Genomic DNA, 22469 nt, shown 5'->3' with positions numbered 1-22469 from the left:
GGATTCCTCATCGCTCTGCGATGATAAAACTTAATGGTCAAAAGTGTACATGAAAACAAGCGCTAACTTCAAGCTATTCTTCCTGTCATCATCCCCCAAATAAAACCAGACAATTCTCGTGCAATAGCTGTTTTAGCAACATTTTGTTTCTTATTTTTTCCTAGAACAAGTGTGCGATAACGTCTTCTTAAGCGTTCATTAGCCTTATCCGCATAAGCAATCACCTCCACTCGGTTTCCACTTTGTCTCCGTTTCAATTCTTTGGATTTATACCCAATCGTCCCCTTAGCCAATGATTGTGCAGCTTCTATCAGAAGTCGTCTCACATGGCTATTCCCAGCTTTGGTGATAGCACCTCTTCTCTCCTTGTCGCCGCTAGAATTTTCGCTAGGAGTTAGCCCAAGATAAGAAGCAAAATGTTGAGCTGTCGCAAAGCGATTAAAATCACCGATTTCTGTCACAATGGAAAGAGCAGTTAGTGTTTTAATGCCAATAAAGCAAGAAAGCCGTGAGACCTTCTCTTGGTAACTGTCGCTTTGACCCAGTTGCTCAATTCGTGCATCATACCGTTCTATTTGATCTACTAATTTCTCATAGGTCAATAGATATTCTGTCAAAATCTCTGCGTAAAGTCCATCAGGATTTAGGGAACGGAGCCAGCGAACATGTTTCTGTGTCCAATTACTGCTTCCCTCGGTATAGCGAAAATCATGTCGGAGACAGAAGGCAAGAATTTGTTGTTTGATTTTCTTCAGAGCCACTTTGTGGTCTGTTCTCATGCGGATATATTCTTTGACTTGTTCATCCTCAACAGTAGGAATATGAACAGGCCGATAGCTACGAAAGGCCAGAGCTTTTGCGAGCTGAGCTGCATCTTTTTTATCAGTCTTAACACGCTTAGATCCTTCCTTCATCACCGTTGTAGGCGCCATCACGATACAGGGAATCCCGTGAGCTTGTAGCTGGTGATATAGGGTAAATCCAAGACATCCGGCTTCGTAGCCACATAACACTTCTGCATCTTGACCATATAAACGACGAAGCTCATTCACATAGTTCACAATATAGCTAACATTTGGACCAACTTTAGTGCTATGTTTGAATTGATTCGCCATCATATCATAATAGCAGAGTGAAAAACTTTCTTTGTGAACATCCATTCCGATGAAAAGTGTGGTAAAATGAAACATATAAGACCTCCAATTGAGTGTGGTAATTCCTGTTAGAAGTTGATTGTTTTTTTATTCTAGTGTACAGGTAAATCCACGAATTCTCAACTGGGGGTCTTTACATATTGTCTATATTGGGCGGTTACGTTACTTACAATATACAAAGACCCTCAAGATATGAAATCTCGAGGGTCAAGTATGCTGACAAGCCCGTAGAAGACTAGTCATTATTTACTATTGGTCTTCTTCTTTTTTCTTCTTCACCAAACCAAAGAGTCCTGCTAGACCTGTAGCAAAGGCTAGTACTCCATATAGAGGACTGGTGCTGGCTTCACCAGTATTTGGCAACTGTGCAGTGCCTGCTTTTGGTGTAACAGTGATTGTACCAGTCGTTGGAGTTGGGGTGGTGCCGCCGTCCGTTGGCGGAGTGGTGCCGCCGTCTGTTGGCGGATTAACTCCTCCGTCCGTCGGTGGGGTAGTGCCTCCATCTGTTGGCGGGGTGGTGCCGCCGTCTGTTGGCGGATTAACTCCTCCGTCTGTTGGCGGGGTGGTGCCGCCGTCTGTCGGTGGGGTAGTGCCTCCATCTGTTGGTGGGGTGGTGCCGCCGTCGGTTGGCGGATTAACTCCTCCGTCCGTCGGTGGGGTGGTGCCGCCGTCGGTTGACGGGGTAGTACCTCCATCTGTTGGCGGGGTGGTGCCTCCATCTGTTGGTGGGGTGGTGCCGCCGTCCGTTGGCGGGGTAGTGCCTCCGTCCGTCGGCGGGGTGGTGCCGCCGTCTGTCGGTGGGATGGTGCCGCCGTCTGTTGGCGGGGTAGTGCCTCCATCTGTTGGTGGGGTGGTGCCGCCGTCCGTTGGTGGGGTGGTGCCGCCGTCTGTTGGCGGGGTGGTGCCGCCGTCTGTTGGCGGGGTAGTGCCGCCGTCGGTCGGTGGGGTGGTGCCGCCGTCTGTTGGCGGGGTGGTGCCGCCGTCCGTTGGCGGATTAACTCCTCCGTCGGTCGGTGGGGTGGTGCCACCATCTGTTGGTGGGGTGGTGCCGCCGTCCGTTGGCGGATTAACTCCTCCGTCCGTTGGCGGAGTGGTGCCGCCGTCTATCGGCGGGGTGGTGCCGCCGTCCGTTGGTGGATTAACTCCTCCGTCCGTTGGTGGGGTAGTGCCGCCATCTGTTGGTGGGGTGGTGCCGCCGTCTGTCGGCGGGGTGGTGCCGCCATCCGTTGGCGGGGTGGTGCCGCCGTCTGTTGGCGGGGTAGTGCCGCCATCTGTTGGCGGGGTAGTGCCGCCGTCGGTCGGTGGGGTTGGCTCACCTGGCTTAGGTTCCTCTGGCTTAGGTTCCTCTGGTTTAGGCTCCTCTGGCACTTCCGCATAGACATAGGTTACGACGAGCTCACCTGAGACGTTACCTTTCTCGTCTGCTGAGCCAGCTTTCACTGCAACAAGTTGGTAAGTCTTACCACCTTTTTGCAAGGTTTCAGGTTTCTCATTGTCTTCTGTCGTGTTATATGGAACATCCTTTGTACTTGGAGTAACTTCAGCTTCACCTACATAGGTCTTCACGCCATTGTACTCATAGTACTTCCGCTTAGTTGTGATGCTACTGATTTCAGTACTTGGTGTATCTAGGAATGGACTCTGAAGCTCTTTGCCGTCAACTGTTTCGTACTTAATCGTTACAGAACCGTTAGTTGGTTCGGTTGTGACTTCTTCCTTGATTTCCGCATAGTAGTAATTTACAACTGTATCCTTGGTCAAGGTTCCGCTGACGCCTGTACCTTCCGTGAAGGTTGTCGCTGCCTCTACCAAGTGGTAGGTCTTGCCACCTGACTCAAGTGTGGTTGGACGTTCTTCTTTACCATTCTTGGTTTCAGTTGTATCATAAGACACCGCTGGATCAACTGGATTGATTACTACAGCCGGATTACCTACTGGCACACGCTCATTATTGGCATCTAGATAATAGGTGTTGGTTGTTACCGTCTCCGAAATCTTAGTAGCCGGAGTATCTTCATAGCTTGGTTGAAGAGGTGTGCTTGTACCCAAGATATAGTAATTTACAGTTACCTTGGCTTTGTTCTCTGTAGGGATTATTTCAGTCTGTTCTGGGGCATAGACATAGGTTACGACTGTATCACCTGCTGGCAAGGTTCCATTCTCTGGAGTTTTGTCCTTAGTCTTGATGAGGTGATACGTAGTACCTGATTCATCTGTAAGAGTAGCTGGTTTTTCGTTTACTCCACCCGTTTCTGATTTGTCTTCACGAGTATCGTATGTCGCATCAGTTTTTGTTGTTGTGCCACGAACTGGTTGCTCATCTAAGTAAACCTTATTGCCATCTTTTAGGTAATAACGTCTTGTCGTTGGAGTGCTTGAGACAAGGACGTTTTCACTATCCTTATAGGATGGTTTCAAGGTTGTGCCACTTTCTGTCTCATATTTGACTGTGACGTTCCCTTTTTCTTCGATCACACCTTCCTCTACTTGCTCTTCCGCATAGTAGTAAGTAACTTTTGTCTCACCTGCTGGAAGTGTGCCGTTTTCTGTACCATTTACACGAACTTTGTGGTACGTCTTCCCACCAATTGTCAAGACATCTGGCGCTTCGTCCTTAGTTACTTCATAGGTCGCATTTGTTAGCGTTACAACAGGTTCGCTGGTATTGGTTACCTGCTCCTCACCATTTTCATCCACGTAGTAGGTTTCAGTAACGGTTGAAGTCGATACCAATTGATCCGTTGTGTCTTTGAAGTCAGCCTGAAGTTTTGTACCTTCTGGATTTTCAGTGGTTTCACTACCTTCCAACTTGTACTCCACAATGACACTACCATTTGATGGGGTTGGTACTTCACGTGTCTGTTCTGGGGCATAGACATAGGTTACGACTGTATCACCTGCTGGCAAGGTTCCATTCTCTGGAGTTTCGTCCTTAGTCTTGATGAGGTGATACGTAGTACCTGATTCATCTGTAAGAGTAGCTGGTTTTTCGTTTACTCCACCCGTTGCTGATTTGTCTTCACGAGTATCGTATGTCGCATCAGTTTTTGTTGTTGTGCCACGAACTGGTTGCTCATCTAGGTAAACTTTATTGCCATCTTTTAGGTAATAACGGCGTGTCGTTGGAGTGCTTGAGACAAGGACGTTTTCACTATCCTTATAGGCTGGTTTCAAGGTTGTGCCACCTTCTGTCTCATATTTGACTGTGACGTTCCCTTTTTCTTCGATTACACCTTCCTCTACTTGCTCTTCCGCATAGTAGTAAGTAACTTTTGTCTCACCTGCTGGAAGTGTGCCGTTTTCTGTGCCATTTACACGAACTTTGTGGTACGTCTTCCCACCAATTGTCAAGACATCTGGCGCTTCGTCCTTAGTCACTTCATAGGTCGCATTTGTATTTGTTACAACAGGTTCGCTGGTATTGGTTACCTTTTCCACACCATTTGCATCCACGTAATAGGTTTCAGTAACGGTTGAAGTCGATACCAATTGATCCGTTGTGTCATTGAAGTCAGCCTGAAGTTTTGTACCTTCTGGTTTTTCAGGTGTTTCACTGCCCTCCAACTTGTACTCTACAATAACACTACCAGTTTTTTCGGTTGGTACTTCACGTGTCTGTTCTGGGGCATAGACATAGGTTACGACTGTATCACCTGCTGGCAAGGTTCCATTCTCTGGGGTTTTGTCCTTAGTCTTGATGAGGTGGTATTTCTTACCTGATTCATCTGTAAGAGTAGCTGGTTTTTCGTTTACTCCACCCGTTTCTGATTTGTCTTCACGAGTATCGTATGTCGCATCAGTTTTTGTTGTTGTGCCACGAACTGGTTGCTCATCTAAGTAAACCTTATTGCCATCTTTTAGGTAATAACGTCTTGTCGTTGGAGTGCTTGAGACAAGGACGTTTTCACTATCCTTATAGGCTGGTTTCAAGGGTGCGCCACCTTCTGTCTCATATTTGACTGTGACGTTCCCTTTTTCTTCGATTACACCTTCCTCTACTTGCTCTTCCGCATAGTAGTAAGTAACTTTTGTCTCACCTGCTGGAAGTGTGCCATTTTCTGTGCCATTTACACGAACTTTGTGGTACGTCTTCCCACCAATTGTCAAGACATCTGGCGCTTCGGCCTTAGTCACTTCATAGGTCGCATTTGTTAGCGTTACAACAGGTTCGCTGGTATTGGTTACCTTTTCCACACCATTTGCATCCACGTAGTAGGTTTCAGTAACGGTTGAAGTCGATACCAATTGATCCGTTGTGTCTTTGAAGTCAGCCTGAAGTTTTGTACCTTCTGGTTTTTCAGGTGTTTCACTGCCCTCCAACTTGTACTCCACAATAACACTACCAGTTTTTTCGGTTGGTACTTCACGTGTCTGTTCTGGGGCATAGACATAGGTTACCGTTTTTGTCGCTTCTGTGACTAAACCTGTTACTGTTGCTGAATCGTCCTTGAGCTTGATAAAGCGGTAGGTCTTACCAGCAGATTCAATTGTAGCTGGTTTCTCAACCGTTCCATCCTCACGAGTCTGGTCGGCATTGTATGCAAGATTAGACAACTCCACTGTTTCAGCTGGTTCTGAGTCCAGGTAGGTTACTTGATTGTCAACCTTGATATAGCGACGACTTGGGGTGGTGTACGTCGCCACCACTCCTTGATCAGTATCTTTCAACTGACCTTTGATTTCTGTTCCAGCAGTATCCTCATACTTGATGACAACATCACCTTTCACTTCTCTTGAAGTGGCTGGTTGTTCCTGCACCAAGGCATAATAATAGGTTACGGTAGTGGTTCCTTCTATTACTTGACCTTCGAGTTGTGCATCATCTGTAACAGTAACTGGAGCTGCATCTGTCGGTGTTTGTACCGTTGTTTTTGCAGATACCAGTTTATATTCACGACTTGGATTTGTTTCTGTCGCTTGCGTCGTAAATGTTTCAGGTCTTTCGTCGATAGAATCTGTAGCAGTATCCTTATCATGGTCAACACCCGTCTCTTTGGCATTCCATGGTGTACCTACCGCTGCATCCTCTGTGTCAGTGACATCTGCTCTTAGAACCACACTGCTATCTACATCTGTACCATCAGCATTCAAAGCCTTGTAGACAATCTTCACTGTTCCCTTTGGATTCGGTTGTGGATTATCGGAAAGGGTTACGATATCCAGATTAACCTTAGGCTCAAAGTCAAGCTGCGGGATAGGTATATCCTGTACCAACGAGTTCCAATAACTTTCATTCACGCCTCCCGGTTCCGGAGTAAAATAATGAGTAAACATGGTTTTTGTAAAGATAGGACCTAGGCTGTAATAGTCTATCAATTCCTGATCATGATCACTAGGTTTAATCTTCGCAGTCTCCCCAGAATCCCTAGGAGGCTTGTAATCTGTGATATAAGGTGTATATCCCAGCAGCGCTTCAGTAATGTCATCGCCATCTCCCTGGAATAAATCCATGTCATACGGGAAATATCGTGCTGGTGATGTAGCGTGATTACCGTTGCTTGTTTCTCCGTCCTTATTTACCCAGTCATATCGCTTATTTCCCAGATTCGAAAATTGTGGCATTGCTCCGTCTTGCGGTGTACTTCCGTCCACATTCGGATATTTTATCTCCATCTCTACCGCTTCATTTTTCATAACTTCTGGCAAGCCAGAGAAATCGATATTGTCTACGATGCCCTCTGCAAAGTTATTTTCTGTGTTTTCGAGCGTTGTTTTCACCAGATTCTTCACTGCATCGAGAGTATTATACACATGTAATGTAATTTCTCTCCAGTTTTTATCTTCTTGGATAATTTGTTCATCTTTTTTTACGATAAACTTAAATTTTAATTTCTGTTGAGGATTTAAAACCGTCCACTCAGCATCATTATATTTGAGTCTATCCATCATCTCGTTCATAGCCCCAGCAAAGGTTGTCTGCTGACCACTCGAATTTGCAAAGATCACCTCCACGCCTTTCGGTAAATTCATGACGGTATTTGGCTTATTGACCTTATCATCGCTTACAGCTATATGCGACAAGAACAAACCAAAATTCGTATAAGACTGGTCATTTGGTCCTGACTGCTCCACAGCTTCACGGATATTGTCCACCACCAACAACGTATTATTTTCTTCCGGCAAATATATCGATGGGGTACCCGGATTACTCGCATTCTTAAACTCAATCTCCGATACAAAGGAGCCCGGTCGTGCCAATGCTATAAGTACACTATCAGACGCCGCATCTTCAATAGTAGCCCCTTCAAAAAAATTATCTCCACCTAAAACCAGATTTTGTCTATGGTGGAATTTCGTCAGGTCATAGCTTTCCTCAATAGAGGTAGAAGTCGGATCGGAGGTAAAGTCCGATTCCTGAATAATATATACTTTATCGGTTGCCTGCAATGCACCGTTTGCCGTTTTGTATGTCGCAGCATCTACAAATTCGTCTGCCACATATGCCGCCTTTGCAATATCCATGGTAACCGTACCGCTAAACTTCTTATACTTATAGGTTCCATCCGTCATCTTTAGTGCAATGATAGGATTTTTCAGTATATCCGTCCACTTAAAGTTTGTATGCTCACTGGTAACGGTGTATTGTCCGTTATTAGCAGAAATAGCGTCAATACCGCTTTGGTTGGCATCTGCTGCCCCCGATGTCGTTGCAGCTAGCATAACCGTCACTTCTTCCGTTCCTGTAAAGCTTGTCAGCTCTGGAACCAAGTTTCCTACTGCGGTACGGATAGCTGTGATTTGGGCATTGATATCTTCAAGACTGGCATGTTCATCCGCAAAGACTTGGTTGGCTGCTTCTGCTGCTGCTTTGGTTGCATTAGCTGCTGATTGAAGCGAGCTTGTGTCTGCTGTTGACTTAGCTGCTTTGCGAAGAGCATCGGCTGACAAGACTTCCGCTTCTGAGATGACTTCTTCGAGAACTTTCTTGGCTGCTGCTAAGGCATCGTCACTTTCTTTTGTGCTCAAGCTTTCTTGCTGTGATTCGTTTGTTGGAAGGGAATCTGCATTCTCGGCCACTGGAACTGTCTCTTCTGTAACAACCTTTTCCGACTGTGCAGGTGTTTCCGCAGGAGTTCCAGTATTAGGTGTAGACGAAGGCACTAGCTCCGATTCTTTTATCTCAGCGGAAGATGACAGATCTTCCTCACTTACTGGACCACTAGTAGGAATCACTTCCTCGTTAGAAGCCAAATCATTTGCAGAAACAGATACCGCACCATTACCTAAAAACATGAAGGCTGCGATGGCTACCGAAGCGATGCCCACATTAAACTTACGAATCGAGTAGCGGTAATGTTTATCAGGTGTCGTCATCCGCTTACGACGAAAATTTATTTTTTTCTTATCTAACATTTTATTTTCCTCTTTTGAATCTTAATTGAATGGTCTGAAGAGACAAGTAAATCTTATTCTCTAGCAATTTGATAGAGATAGGCAAAGAGTGGCTTGATGATGTCCCTCTTCAGCCGTTGTTTGAAATAGTCTACTTCCAGTAGCTGGCAGGCAAAGTTCTCTGCTTTTTCTAGCTCTGCTCTACTGGTTGAGTAGGTAGCAGGGAACATGGTCTTGCCCAGATAGAGCATATCTCCCTCGTAGGGCACTCCATGGCTCTGGTAAAAATGGCGATTGGCCCGATTCAGTCGCTCGAGGGTGACAGACTGAGGGACTGACGAAGCACTGCCTTCTCTGGAACGAACATGGATCAGATGGAGGTGAAGCAGGTAGACCTCCTCTTCCATGATGATTCGCCTGTGAAGCTCAAAGTCCTCAACCCCATCGAAGCGGGAGTCATAGCGGTACCCTTTCTCCTTCCAGCTCTTTGTCCTAAAAATCACGCCAGGGTGTAGGAGGTAGGGATGAAAAAGATAGAACGTCCTCAATTCATTAAAGGTGGTCAAGCGTCTTTCACCAAAAGCCACCTCCCACTTGTTGCCATGAACAGGGCCTGGATAGCTGGTACAGCCACTCATAAAGACCCGTGGGTTATTTTCCATAAAATTGACCTGTATCCGAATACGGTCATAATGAGCCAAATCATCTGCATCCATACGGATGATATAATCTGTATCAATATGGTCAATGCCATAGTTGAGAGCATAGGAAATGCCTTTGTTCTCCTCATAGGAAAGAATTTTCACGGGATATTGTTGCAACTTTTCTAAAGTTTTATCCCTACTACCATCGTTAACAACCAGTATCTGATAATTATCATAGCTTTGATTTAGCAGACTATCCAAACAATCTCCGATGTGTTCCTCCCCGTTATAAACAGGAATAAGCACCGTTACAGATGGTTGAGTTTTCTCTGTCAAAACATCTCCTCCTCTCCAAAAAAACAATAAATAAACAGCATATATATATATATATATATATATATCGGAGGCTATCCTTTTTATAAAATATCCCTTTTTCACAAGGATTATAAGACCTCGTAAAAAAAGTATACACAATTTAACTTTAGCATATTTAAAATAAAAACTCCAGTAAAAACATACATTTTATGAAAAATATTCGTTTATTTTTTCAGAAATAATAATCACTTAATATAGCGATACGTATTAAAAATAAGGCATATCTAAACTTATCAATTTGAGAACTCTAAAACTATTTTGAGAATGGGCTACTAACACTATAACTTAAGGTCGTCCTACTTCTAATTCAAACAACTATAGTCATTTGAATTAACTTTGATACATCGTCACTTTCGGCTTGCCGTACTCTAGTATAGCCTGCACCTCAGTTCCTTGTCTGAAAGCTAATTCATTCGACTATATATTTCAAAAAACTACAAAATGTTCTTTCATTTTTTGGGGGTTGAGATAGCTCGCAAATAGAAAAAGGGGCGCACTGCCCCTTATTTCTTTCTCAAGCTGCCCAGACAGCTCTATCAACATTTCCGCCGCAATCTGTCTGATTTCTTCGAAACGCTCCATATCATAGACATCTTTACAAACCAGTCTGAGCCAAGGCTTGTAAACGTACGGCCCATTCCAACCACTTATCCTGCGACATAACGTTCCCTCCATTCTATGACAGCTTGCGCATGAATATGCCCATCTACCACAATCTCATGCTGGCTGACACAAGCATTAGACACCATGCGTGAACTTACCAAGCTAGTCGCCTCTACCTCCTTAAGATACTTGAGTTGGATTTTTTTAGGGACATGGCAGAGCAGAAAATCATAGCCTAGTGCTTCATACATCCATTCCAGATACTTGCCATTATTGACATGCCCATTCATATCCAAGTCAAAATAGCGAACAGGAAATTCTTGAACAGATGGATTTTCCAAGAACTGATACTTAGGAGCCCGAGGCAATTTCTTGACCTGCTCAGACTGATAGGGAGCAATCAAGGCCTCTGGCACAGGTGCCACCTTGCGACTCTCAAAATCAATCAAGACAAAATAACAGAGAATATCCAGCAAAAGATTACCTGCCTCATCGTAGATGTAGAACATCCGATGACAGAAAAACTTGTTGTAGGCAACTGCTTCTGTTTTTATCGTGATGGTTTCATTATACTTGGGTAGGCCTTGAATGGTCAGTTCATAATCTGTCACGACCCAAATCAAGCCAAATTCCTGAAAAACATAGAGGTCACTGCGACCCAGTTCTTCCGACTGCCGACCTGACACACCGAGACAGTAGGAAATAAAGTCAGGCAGTTTAATTTCTTGTTTAACATCCACCATATCAAAGGGAATGGTGAACTCTTCTTGGTAGGTTAAGCCCATCGTTTTTGCTCTTTTCTAATCTGTAATAATAAATCGTTCAGCAACTGTATCGCCAAGAAACAATCCTTTTTTGGTCATCCGAAGCCAACGGTCTTCTTCTTGCAAGAGACCTTCATTTTTCAAGTCTCTGACCACCTGACCGTAGCGATCTTCAAAGGAAATGCCAAACTTTTCCTCGAATCGCTCAATGGACACGCCAGTTTTTTTCCGTAGCCCTAAAAACATCTCTTCTTCCATCTGCTCAGTCTGGCTGAGGAATTCTTCGTGTAAGCGGGAATGGCCTTTTTCGCGGATGGATTTGAGGTAGTGCTGAATGGGGCCGCGGTTGCGATAGCGCATGCCGTCGATGTAGCCTGAAGCTCCTGCCCCCAAGCCGTAATACTCGGAATTGTCCCAGTACATGAGATTGTGGCGACTTTCAAAACCAGGTTTGGTGAAGTTGGAGATTTCGTAGTGTTCGAAGCCGTTTTTCTCCAACTCTTGCAGGATGTAGTCGAACATATCGGACTCCACATCTTCGTTGGGCAGGTGGAGGTTGCCACGGCGTTGGCGGTTCATGAAGACCGTGTGATTCTCCAAAATCAAGCTATAAAGGCTCATGTGGGGAATATCCAGCTCCAAGGCCTTTGCGACATTATCGACCACCTGCTCCATGGTCTGACCAGGAAGGGCATAAATCAAGTCAATAGAAATGTTGTGGAAGCCCGCTTCCTTGAGGGCAGCAATGGTTTCATAAATCTGGGCCTGATTGTGGCTACGACCAATTTTTTTCAACATACGGTCATCAAAGGTCTGGACCCCCAGCGACACTCGATTGCACTTGGACTTTTTCAGAACCGCAATCTTATCCGCCGTCAAGTCACCTGGATTGGCCTCGATAGTGAATTCTTCCACCTGTGACAAGTCCAGCAAGTCCTCCAGATTGGTCAGGAGATAATCTAGCTGGTCTGCCGAGAGAGCCGACGGTGTTCCACCTCCGATATAAAGTGTGCGGAGGGCTGGCAGGTCGTAAAACTTGACCTCTTCCATGAGGGCAGCCAAATACTCATCAACAGGCTGGTTCTTGATAAAGACCTTAGAAAAGTCACAGTAGTAACAAATCTGGGTACAAAATGGAATGTGGATATAGGCAGATGTCGGTCGTTTTTTCATACCAACTATTATAGCACACTATTAGACTTTTTATGTTTTTAGCAAAACAACAAAAGGACCTAAAGTCTAATGACTTCAGATCCTTTTTATTTTGAACTGTACAGATGGATGACTTACCAAGGGATATCCATCTGTACTCAACTTTTCGAGAAAAGATAGTTTCTTATCAAAAAGATTTCGATGAATGGCTTATTTTAAGCTTCTTCTTCGTCTTTTTTTCTCTTTGCTGCGAAAAGTGCTAATCCCATTCCAAGAACTGCTAATCCAAGTGAAGTTGCTGAAGTTGCTTTTTCACCTGTATTTGGCAATTGCTTAGCTTTCTTAGTTGACTTGTTGGCATTTGAAGTAGAAGTAACTGATTTCACTTTCACTCCTGCTGCAGGATTATTTGCATCTACTGCTTCAACTTCTGCCGAATTCAAGTCTGAAACATTTCCAGCCATATCTTTAGAGTAAGCTGTCACAACTGTTCCTGGCTTGATAGCAGAACCTGGAATGATAACTTGACCAGTAACAGGATCTACAATCACAGCTTTAGCAGTTGTTGTCCATTTACCATCTGCACCCTTAGTAACAACAACAAGTTGAGCCTTACCATTGTTATCTACGTAGGTAACAACAAATTCAACAGCCTCTTTAGTTGGAGCAACTACAATATTACCTTTAGCATCGTCTGTAATCGCAGGAGCAGTTGTATCTGCCTGTTTCACAATCTCTGCTGGCAATACCAAGTCGATAGTACCATCTGGGTACTTGATTGACACAGAAGCATCTTTAGAAACGATGATTTCAGTTCCTTCTGGGAATGTATTGTTCTCTTCAAGGAGAGCCTTGATGCGAGCAATTTCTTCTTCAGTCAAGTTGTTTGGATCAAGTACTGGTGTTACTGTTACAACTGGTTTGATAAGAGCTGAAAGTGGAAGTTTGATTTCACCCAATGCATGATGAGTTCCAGCACCATTGATAGCAATAATTGCTTCTTCAACAGCTTTATCGATTTCAGCCTTAGCTGCTGCTTTCTCTTCTGGTGTCAAGTTTGGATTTGCATCGATAGCTGCTTTCGCTTTATCTGCTTCTTCCATAAGCTTGTTCTTAGCACCTTGCTTAGCTGCATCAAGAACATTTTCTGCAATAGCAGCGTTGCCCTTATCTTTAGCAGCTTGAACTTCAACTGAAGATGTTGAACCGTCAATTGCTTTATTTGCCGCTGCTGCTGATGCATCTACTGCATCTTTAGCTGCTTGTTTCTCAGCGTCTGTCAAGTTGTCGTTGGCGTCAATTGCTTTCTTAGCATCGTCTGCTGCTGCCTTAAGTTCTTCCTTAGCGACTGCTTTCTCACCTGCAAGAGTTGCTGCGTCAACTTCGTCAGCCTTAGTTGCTGCATCGATGGCTTCTTCTGCCTTAGCTACTTCTGCATCTACTGCTGCCTTAGCGGCTGCTTTCTCTTCTGGTGTCAAGTTGTCGTTAGCATCGATAGCTGCTTTCGCATCTTCTGCTGCCGCTTTAAGCTCTTCCTTAGCGACTGCTTTCTCACCTACAAGAGTTGCTGTCTCAACTTCGTCTGCTTTAGTTGCTGCGTCGATTGCGTCATTAGCTTTCGCTACTTCTGCATCTACTGCTGCCTTAGCGGCTGCTTTCTCTTCTGGTGTCAAGTTGTCGTTAGCATCGATAGCTGCTTTCGCATCTTCTGCTGCCGCTTTAAGTTCTTCTTTAGCGACTGCTTTCTCACCTACAAGAGTTGCTGTCTCAACTTCGTCAGCTGATGTTGCTGCATCGATGGCTTCTTCTGCCTTAGCTACTTCTGCATCTACGGCATCTTTAGCTGCTTGTTTCTCAGCGTCTGTCAAGTTGTCGTTGGCGTCAATTGCTTTCTTAGCATCGTCTGCTGCTGCCTTAAGTTCTTCCTTAGCGACTGCTTTCTCACCTGCAAGAGTTGCTGTCTCAACTTCGTCAGCTTTAGTTGCTGCATCGATTGCCTCGTTTGCTTTCGCTACTTCTGCATCTACTGCTGCCTTAGCGGCTGCTTTCTCTTCTGGTGTCAAGTTGTCGTTGGCGTCGATGGCTTTCTTAGCATCTTCTGCTGCTGCTTTGAGTTCTTCCTTAGCAACTGCTTTCTCACCTGCAAGAGTTGCTGCGTCAACTTCGTCTGCTTTAGTTGCTGCATCGATAGCTTCGTTAGCTTTAGCTACTTCTGCATCTACTGCATCTTTAGCTGCTTGTTTCTCAGCGTCTGTCAAGTTGTCGTTGGCATCGATTGCTACTTTCGCATCGGCTGCTGCCGCTTTAAGCTCTTCCTTAGCGACTGCTTTTTCACCTGCAAGAGTTGCTGCGTCAACTTCGTCTGCTTTAGTTGCTGCATCGATGGCGTCGTTTGCTTTCGCTACTTCTACATCTACTGCATCTTTAGCTGCTGCTTTCTCTTCTGGTGTCAAGTTGTCGTTGGCGTCGATTGCTTTCTTAGCATCGTCGGCTGCAGCTTTAAGTTCTTCCTTAGCGACCGCTTTCTCACCTGCAAGAGTTGCTGCGTCAACTTCGTCAGCCTTAGTTGCTGCATCGATGGCGTCGTTAGCTTTCGCTACTTCAGTATCTACTGCTGCCTTAGCGGCTGCTTTCTCAGCGTCTGTCAAGTTGTCGTTAGCATCGATTGCTTTCTTAGCATCGTCGGCTGCGGCTTTAAGTTCTTCCTTAGCGACTGCTTTCTCACCTGCAAGAGTTGCGGCATCTACTTCATCAGCTTTAGTTGCTGCATCGATAGCTTCGTTAGCTTTCGCTACTTCTGCATCTACGGCATCTTTAGCTGCTTGTTTCTCAGCGTCTGTCAAGTTGTCGTTAGCATCGATGGCTTTCTTAGCATCGTCGGCTGCGGCTTTGACTTCTTCTTTAGCAACTGCTTTCTCACCTGCAAGAGTTGCTGCGTCAACTTCGTCTGCTTTAGTTGCTGCGTCGATGGCTTCGTTAGCTTTAGCTACTTCTGCATCTACTGCATCTTTAGCGGCTTGTTTCTCAGCGTCTGTCAAGTTGTCGTTGGCATCGATGGCTGCTTTAGCATCGTCGGCTGCCGCTTTAAGTTCTTCCTTAGCAACTGCTTTCTCACCTGCAAGAGTTGCGGCGTCTACTTCGTCAGCCTTAGTTGCTGCATCGATTGCGTCGTTAGCTTTCGCTACTTCTGCATCTACTGCTGCCTTAGCGGCTGCTTTCTCTTCTGGTGTCAAGTTGTCGTTAGCTTCGATTGCTTTCTTAGCATCTTCTGCGGCTGCCTTGACTTCTTCTTTAGCGACTGCTTTCTCACCTGCAAGAGTTGCGGCATCTACTTCGTCAGCCTTAGTTGCGGCATCAATTGCGTCGTTAGCCTTAGCTACTTCTGCATCTACGGCTTTCGTAGCTGCTGCTTTCTCTTCTGGCGTCAAGTTGTCGTTGGCATCGATAGCTTTCTTAGCATCTTCTGCTGCCGCTTTAAGTTCTTCTTTAGCGACTGCTTTCTCACCTGCAAGAGTTGCTGTCTCAACTTCGTCAGCCTTGGTTGCTGCGTCGATGGCTTCGTTAGCTTTCGCTACTTCTGCATCTACTGCATCTTTAGCCGCTTGTTTCTCAGCATCTGTCAAGTTGTCGTTGGCGTCGATAGCTGCTTTCGCATCGTCCGCTGCCGCTTTAAGTTCTTCCTTAGCAACTGCTTTCTCACCTACAAGAGTTGCTGCATCTACTTCGTCTGCTTTAGTTGCTGCGTCGATGGCGTCGTTAGCTTTCGCTACTTCTGCATCTACTGCATCTTTAGCGGCTGCTTTCTCTTCTGGTGTCAAGTTGTCGTTGGCGTCGATAGCTGCTTTAGCATCGTCAGCTGCGGCTTCAAGTTCTTCCTTAGCGAATGCTTTTTCACCTACAAGCGTTGCATTGTCGATAGCATCTGCTGTAGTTGCTTTATCGATTGCTTTTTCAGCCTTGCTCAATTCAACGTAGACATCTGCTTTCGCTTTTGCTTTCTCATCGTCTGTCAAGTTTGCATTTTCATCGATAGCTCGCAATGCATCTTCTGCAGCGGCTTTGACTTCTTCTTTAGCGACTGCTTTCTCACCTACAAGAGTTGCTGCGTCGATTTCTTCTGCTGTCTTAGCATTGTCAATCTCAAGGTTTGTTGCTGCAACTTCTGCATCAATCGCTAATTTAAGAGCAGTCTTCTCAGACTCAGGCAAGTTTGCGTTTGCGTCGATGGCTTTCTTAGCATCTTCTGCTGCCGCTTTAAGCTCTTCTTTAGCGACTGCTTTTTCACCTACAAGAGTTGCTGCGTCTACTTCTTCAGCTTTGGTTGCTGCGTCGATGGCTTTTTCTGCCTTAGCAACTTCATCATCTACGGCTTTCTTAGCTGCTGCTTTTTCTTCTGGTGTCAAGTTTGCGTTTGCGTCGATAGCTTTCTTAGCATCGTCCGCTGCCGCTTTAAGTTCTTCTTTAGCGACTGCTTTTTCACCTACAAGCGTTGCATTGTCGATAGCATCTGCTGTAGTTGCTTTATCGATTGCTTTTTCAGCCTTGCTCAATTCAACGTAGACATCTGCTTTCGCTTTTGCTTTCTCATCGTCTGTCAAGTTTGCATTTTCATCGATAGCTCGCAATGCATCTTCTGCAGCGGCTTTGACTTCTTCTTTAGCGACTGCTTTTTCACCTACAAGAGTTGCTGCGTCGATTTCTTCTGCTGTCTTAGCATTGTCAATCTCAAGGTTTGTTGCTGCAACTTCTGCATCAATCGCTAATTTAAGAGCAGTCTTCTCAGACTCAGGCAAGTTTGCGTTTGCGTCGATGGCTTTCTTAGCATCGTCGGCTGCCGCTTTAAGCTCTTCTTTAGCGACTGCTTTTTCACCTACAAGAGTTGCTGCGTCTACTTCTTCTGCTTTAGTTGCTGCGTCGATGGCTTTTTCTGCCTTAGCAACTTCATCATCTACGGCTTTCTTAGCTGCTGCTTTTTCTTCTGGTGTCAAGTTTGCGTTTTCGTCGATAGCTTTCTTAGCATCGTCCGCTGCCGCTTTAAGTTCTTCTTTAGCGACTGCTTTCTCACCTACGAGTGTAGCTGTGTCTACTGCATCGGCTGTTGCTGCCTTGTCGATAGCTTCGTTAGCTTTCGCTACTTCAGTATCTACAGCTGCCTTAGCGGCTGCTTTCTCGTCGTCTGTCAAGTTGCTGTTAGCATCGATAGCTTTCTTAGCATCTTCTGCGGCTGCCTTGATTTCTTCCTTAGCGACTGCTTTCTCACCTACAAGTGTAGCTGCGTCAACTTCATCAGCTGTTTTCGCTGCTACAACGGCTTCCTTAGCTTTTGCCAATTCAGCATCGACTGCATCCTTAGCAGCTTGCTTCTGGTCGTCTGTCAAGTGAGTGTTGGCATCGATGGCTTTCTTAGCATCTTCTGCGGCTGCTTCAAGTTCTGCAGTAGCGAATGCTTTTTCACCTACAAGCGTTGCATTGTCGATAGCATCTGCTGTAGTTGCTTTATCGATTGCTTTTTCAGCCTTGCTCAATTCAACGTAGACATCTGCTTTCGCTTTTGCTTTCTCAGCGTCTGTCAAGTTAGCATTTTCATCGATAGCTTGCAATGCATCTTCTGCAGCGGCTTTGACTTCTGCCTTAGCAATTGATTTTTCTGTTGCAAGAGTTGCTGCGTCGATTTCTTCTGCTGTCTTAGCATTGTCAATCTCAAGGTTTGTTGCTGCAACTTCTGCATCAATCGCTAATTTAAGAGCGTTCTTATCAGACTCAGGCAAGTTTGCGTTTTCGTCGATGGCTTTCTTAGCGTCATCGGCTGCTGCCTTGATTTCTGCTTTAGCATTTGCTTTTTCAGCGTCAAGTGTCGCTGTGTCAACATCTGCTGCTGTTTTCGCGTTTTCGATGTTTTCAAGAGTGGTATCTCTTGCTTCCTCAATGGCTGCAATTGCTTCTTCTTTGGCAGTATCTGACAAGTTGTCGTTGGCCTTGATACCCGCGATTGCATCAGCTGCGTCAGCTTTTACTTCTTCTTTAGCAACATCTTGAGTAGCATCGAAGGTCTTGCTTTGAATGTCAGCTGCTGTTGTTGCATCTGTAATAGCTTTTTCAGCTGTTTCAGCTGCTTTGGTAACAGTTGCTTTGTATTCATCTTTTTCAGCATCTGTCAAGTTGGTATTTGCTTCAATACCTTTCACAGCATCAGCTGTAGCTGCGGCTACTTCTTGCTTAGCGATATCTTTTTGAGCAAGAACTGTTTCAGCATCAACAGTATCTGCATCCGTTGCAGCGTCAATCTTAGTTTCTGTATCTTTCAACGCATTATCGATTGCATCTGTGTAGACTTTCTTCTCTGCATCTGTCAGGTTTGAATTTTGTGCGATAGCTGCTTTTGCATCGTCAGCTGCTGCTTTAGCTTCAACTTTAGCAATAGATTTCAAACCATCAAGTGCACCTTTGGCAACTTCATCAGCCGTTGATGCCGTCTTAATAGCTTCTTCTGCTGCTTGGCGAGCTTTCTTCAAGTCTTCTAAGGCTTGTGTTTTAGCTGCTGTTGACAAGTTGTCCGCTGCTTCGATTGCTTTCACTGCGTCATCGTAAGCCGCTTTAATCTCGATATTTGCAAGGTCTTTTACAGCTGCATCTTCTAAGGTTTGAGCTGCTTCTGGTGTCGTTGCTTTTTCGATGTTTGCTACTGCTTCCGCTGCCTTAGCCTGAGCTGCAAGTTTCGCTGCATCTTTTTCGTCTTCTGACAAGTTTGAGTTAGCATCGATTGCTGCTTCTACAGTTGCCAAGTCTTTAGCTATCTTGTTCTTAGCGTCTTGCTTAGCTGCGTCAAGAACATCTGCGGCGATAGCTGCCGTACCAGCTTCTTCTGCTGCTTGAGCTGCTTCTGGAGTTGTTGCTGCATCGATAGCTTTCTTAGCGTCTTCTGCTGCTTTAGCTACTTCTGTCTTAGCGTATGCAATTTCTTTTTCTGACAAGTTTGGATTTGACTCAATAGCTGCATTAGCTGCTTCTACATCTTTGTCAATCTTGTTCTTAGCGTCTAGTTTAGCTGCGTCAACAACATCTTCTGCGATAGCTTTCGTGCCTGCAAGAGTTGCTGCATCTACTTCATCAGCTTTGGTTGCTGCGTCGATGGCTTTTTCTGCTTTCGCTACTTCATCATCTACGGCTTTCTTAGCTGCTTGTTTCTCAGCATCTGTCAAATTGTCGTTAGCTTCGATAGCTTTCTTAGCATCGTCTGCTGCCGCTTTAAGTTCTTCCTTAGCTTGATCCTTCTTAGCACTTGTGCTTGTGTCGATACCAGAAATTGCGGATTGACCGTTAGTTAGTGCTGTGTCTACTCCTGCATTATCTGTTGCTGTGACAATAGCATTTTCAGCATCTTCTTTAGCCTTATCCAATTCTGCCTGTTTCACTGCTTTTTCTTCTGCGGTCAAGGCTGACTTAGCAATCTCATCTTTCTTAGCATTGTAGGCATCTTGAAGAGCTTGCTTAGCAGCTGTTTTCTTAGGACTTGTAGTTGTATTGATAGCTTCAATCGCTGCTGTACCATCCGAAATAGCCTTAGTTAAGTCTTCAGTAGTAGTAGCATTATCAATTGCATTATTAGCTCGGTCTTTTGCTTCTTGAACTTCCGTCAGTTTGGCTGCTTTCTCCTCATCAGTAAGGGCAGAAGCATTGATTTCAGCAACCTTCTCTTTTGATGCTTTATCAATTTCCGCTTTCGCAAGATTTCTTGCAGGCGCTTTATCTTCATTGATGAGGTGTGATGCTGGAACTGTTACGACAGTACCGTCATTATAGGTTACTGTTGCTTCACCTGTATCAGATACGGTAATGCTTTGAATGAGGTTAGCGCTATCTGTATTCGCGTTGTTAATCGCTTGTTTTAAACTATCCTTCTCAGTATCAGTTAGTTTATTGGCATCAAAGACGACAGTCTTGTCTGTTGGATGGGCAAGATACAGTGCCTTATAGGTTGTGTCAGTTGTGATTTCACCACTCTTAGGTAATACTTCACCTGCATCTGTTTGCCAACGCACAAAGGTATGTCCCTGAAGAGTAGGCGACTCAACTTTTTCTTTAAACTTTTTATTACTAAAATCAATAGAATAGAGATTTTTGCTCACAGCTACCATTTTAGATTGTTTTGAGCCACTGAGTTGACCTTGATCAGCATCAAACGTGATAAAAATCCATTTATCTTGCTCATCTGGACCATATTGTGCTAAATAACCTTCTTTAGTCCCGTTTCCTCCTACATCTTCAACTTCAAAAACGACGTTTGGATACAAGGTTATATTAGTGACATCAGTATCCTTATAATTGTCACGTGCAAAAGCATTTCCTGGTTTATAATTATAATCATTCACAGACCAACCAACAACCGTGTCGCCTTCATCTGTTTTTACAGTCGGCCATTGCCAAGCAGGGTCATCTAACAATTCTCCCCATTTCACATTCTCTTTGACAAATACTTTTACCGATTCGCCAGTTTGAGTACCTAATGTGAAACCTCGAGTATAATCATGTTTGCCGAATGTTACAGTTACGTAGCCCTTAGGTGCTTGTTCCGACGCAGAACTTGGGATTTTAATAATCGCTGTGTATGTAGACTCAATAGTCGCTTTACCATTTTTAAGAGCCCCTTCAACAGCCGAATCTGTTTTTGCATCATCAACTGCTTTTATAGCATTTTCCTTAGCTGTAGTCAACTCAGCTTGTTTAGTGGCTTTTTCGTCAGCTGTAAGTACAGAATTTTCAATTTCTGCTTTCTCAGCATTGTAGGCTGTTTCCAAGTCTTGCTTAGCAGCTGTTTTCTTAGTAGCACTCGTTAAATCAAAGTTTTCAATGCTATTCTTACCATCTTCAACGATCTTATCAAGAGCATCTTCAGAGGTCGCTCCATCAATCTGCTCTTCTATAGATTCTTGAAGTTCTCTCAATTTATCTAACTTATCTTGTTGCTCTTTTGCCGTTAGCTGACTTTTTGCAATATCATCCTGTTTTTGCAATACTGCATCGGAGATAGCTTCCTCAGCTTTAGCGCGTTGTTCTGCAGAGTTGTCCGATACCAAACTCGCTCCTGAAATAGTCCGCTCTTCACCCGTTGTAAATCTAACCGTAGCATCACCATTATTCGCTACAGTTATTTCTTGAATGCTATCCTTTAAGTCAGTATTGACACTACGAATCAGGTCTGCAACTTCTGTTTTATCAGTCTCACTCAGTTGTGCTGGGTTAAAAACTTTTACCGCTTCTTCTGGATGTTTTAACCATACAGCAGTAAATTCAATCGTGTCAATTTGTCCCGAAGTAGGTATTCCTCCTCCTGTAGCTGTTTGCCAACGAACAAAAGTATAACCATCTCTGGATGCTTTATTGGATGCAGCATCAATTTTTGAAGTTACTCGCGGATTACCCCATTGTACATGCTCATGAGCCACATAAAAAGCTTTTTTCGCTTTGCCGTCAATTGTGCCACCGTTAGCATTCAATGTAATTCCGTGGAATTGAGGAATATGGAATTTAGCATACGACCCCGAGTTCATGTATTCTTCAAATGTTTTTCCGTCTTTAACATCGCCAACAATGTAATCCACAACGGTATTGATCTGCCATGTGTCTACAATAGCAGTGTCATCGAGAGAATTGAAATCAATGTACTGTAGGTTTCCGCTAACACTTCTAGCATAACCTAAAATAAAATCGCCGTCGCCTACTGTATATTTAGGCATTCTAAATTGCGGGTCCCTCTTTAATGCTCCCCATGTAGTTCCAGTCTTAACCCAAAAAACAAATTTTTTAGATTTTCCATTTTGAATTTCACCAGGTTTTCCTTCAAAAACCAATGTCGAAAAATAAGTGGAAAACTCTACTTTCTGGTAACCAGCAGGTTGTCTTTGGTCATCTTGAGTCGGAAATTTGATAATCGGTTCATCTACTGGTTGGTTAGTCGAACCATCTCCTTGTGTTCCAGTATTTGCTGAACGTGAGGTTCCTACTGGTTGGCTACTTGCTGAACCTGTATCATCTGCAGGCTGGACATTCGCAGTTGAGTTTGTTGTATTACCAGTCTGAACTCCTGAGCTATTGTCTCCTTGATTATCCCCTTGTGGCTGCGTGCCATCGGATGTTCCAGTACCATTTCCAGGTACAATTTGCCCGTTTGAAGCTCCATCCCCATTGACTCCTGTTTCAGCGCCTACAATCGTTCCTGTACCAAGAACCAAGGTCGTACCTAACAGAACACTTGCAGCACCAATATGATATTTACGGATAGAGAAACGCTGGCGCGCTCCATACCAATCAAATGATTTCTTTTTCGAACGATTCATATCGTCACTCCTTTTGAATAAATATTACCAGAGAAAAAAGAAGCGTTCAAAAAATCAGTTTTCCCTAGTTTCAAGTCACCAAGACTCTGAGTTAATTATACCTCACCCCCC

Annotated in this window: 6 protein-coding genes and 1 pseudogene; all 7 read right to left on the bottom strand. The window is 44.5% G+C overall.

From position 1 onward, the window contains the following. Positions 1 to 68 precede the first annotated feature (68 nt). Positions 69 to 1190, bottom strand: coding sequence for an IS110 family transposase (locus tag CWM22_04735; GenBank protein AUC91258.1), 1122 nt, complete (start codon positions 1188 to 1190; stop codon positions 69 to 71). 213 nt (positions 1191 to 1403) lie between these two features. Continuing rightward, the gene (locus CWM22_04730; protein AUC91257.1) at positions 1404 to 8507 is read right to left on the bottom strand and encodes a hypothetical protein; all 7104 of its coding nucleotides are present in this window, start codon (positions 8505 to 8507) and stop codon (positions 1404 to 1406) included. Between the two features lie 53 nt (positions 8508 to 8560). Beyond that, a complete protein-coding gene (locus CWM22_04725; GenBank protein ID AUC91256.1) occupies positions 8561 to 9604 on the bottom strand; it encodes a hypothetical protein in 1044 nt (347 codons plus the stop codon). Between the two features lie 420 nt (positions 9605 to 10024). Next, positions 10025 to 10166: pseudogene (locus CWM22_04720) on the bottom strand (ADP-ribose pyrophosphatase). Further along, positions 10153 to 10893, bottom strand: coding sequence for an acyl-[acyl-carrier-protein] thioesterase (locus CWM22_04715; GenBank protein AUC91255.1), 741 nt, complete (start codon positions 10891 to 10893; stop codon positions 10153 to 10155). Before CWM22_04715 ends, CWM22_04720 begins: the two are co-directional and overlap by 14 nt. 15 nt (positions 10894 to 10908) lie before the next feature. Beyond that, positions 10909 to 12045 (bottom strand): coproporphyrinogen III oxidase, encoded by a 1137-nt coding sequence (locus tag CWM22_04710; protein AUC91254.1) that lies wholly within the window; start codon positions 12043 to 12045, stop codon positions 10909 to 10911. Positions 12046 to 12239: 194 nt separating this feature from the next. Next, positions 12240 to 22358, bottom strand: coding sequence for a hypothetical protein (locus tag CWM22_04705; protein ID AUC91253.1), 10119 nt, complete (start codon positions 22356 to 22358; stop codon positions 12240 to 12242). Between the last annotated feature and the right edge of the window lie 111 nt (positions 22359 to 22469).

Origin of the sequence: Streptococcus suis (assembly GCA_002831545.1) — a bacterium.
Taxonomy (GTDB): Bacteria; Bacillota; Bacilli; order Lactobacillales; family Streptococcaceae; genus Streptococcus; species Streptococcus suis_P.
Note: the sequence above shows the minus strand (reverse complement) of the source record. Positions and strands in the feature narration are given on the sequence as shown.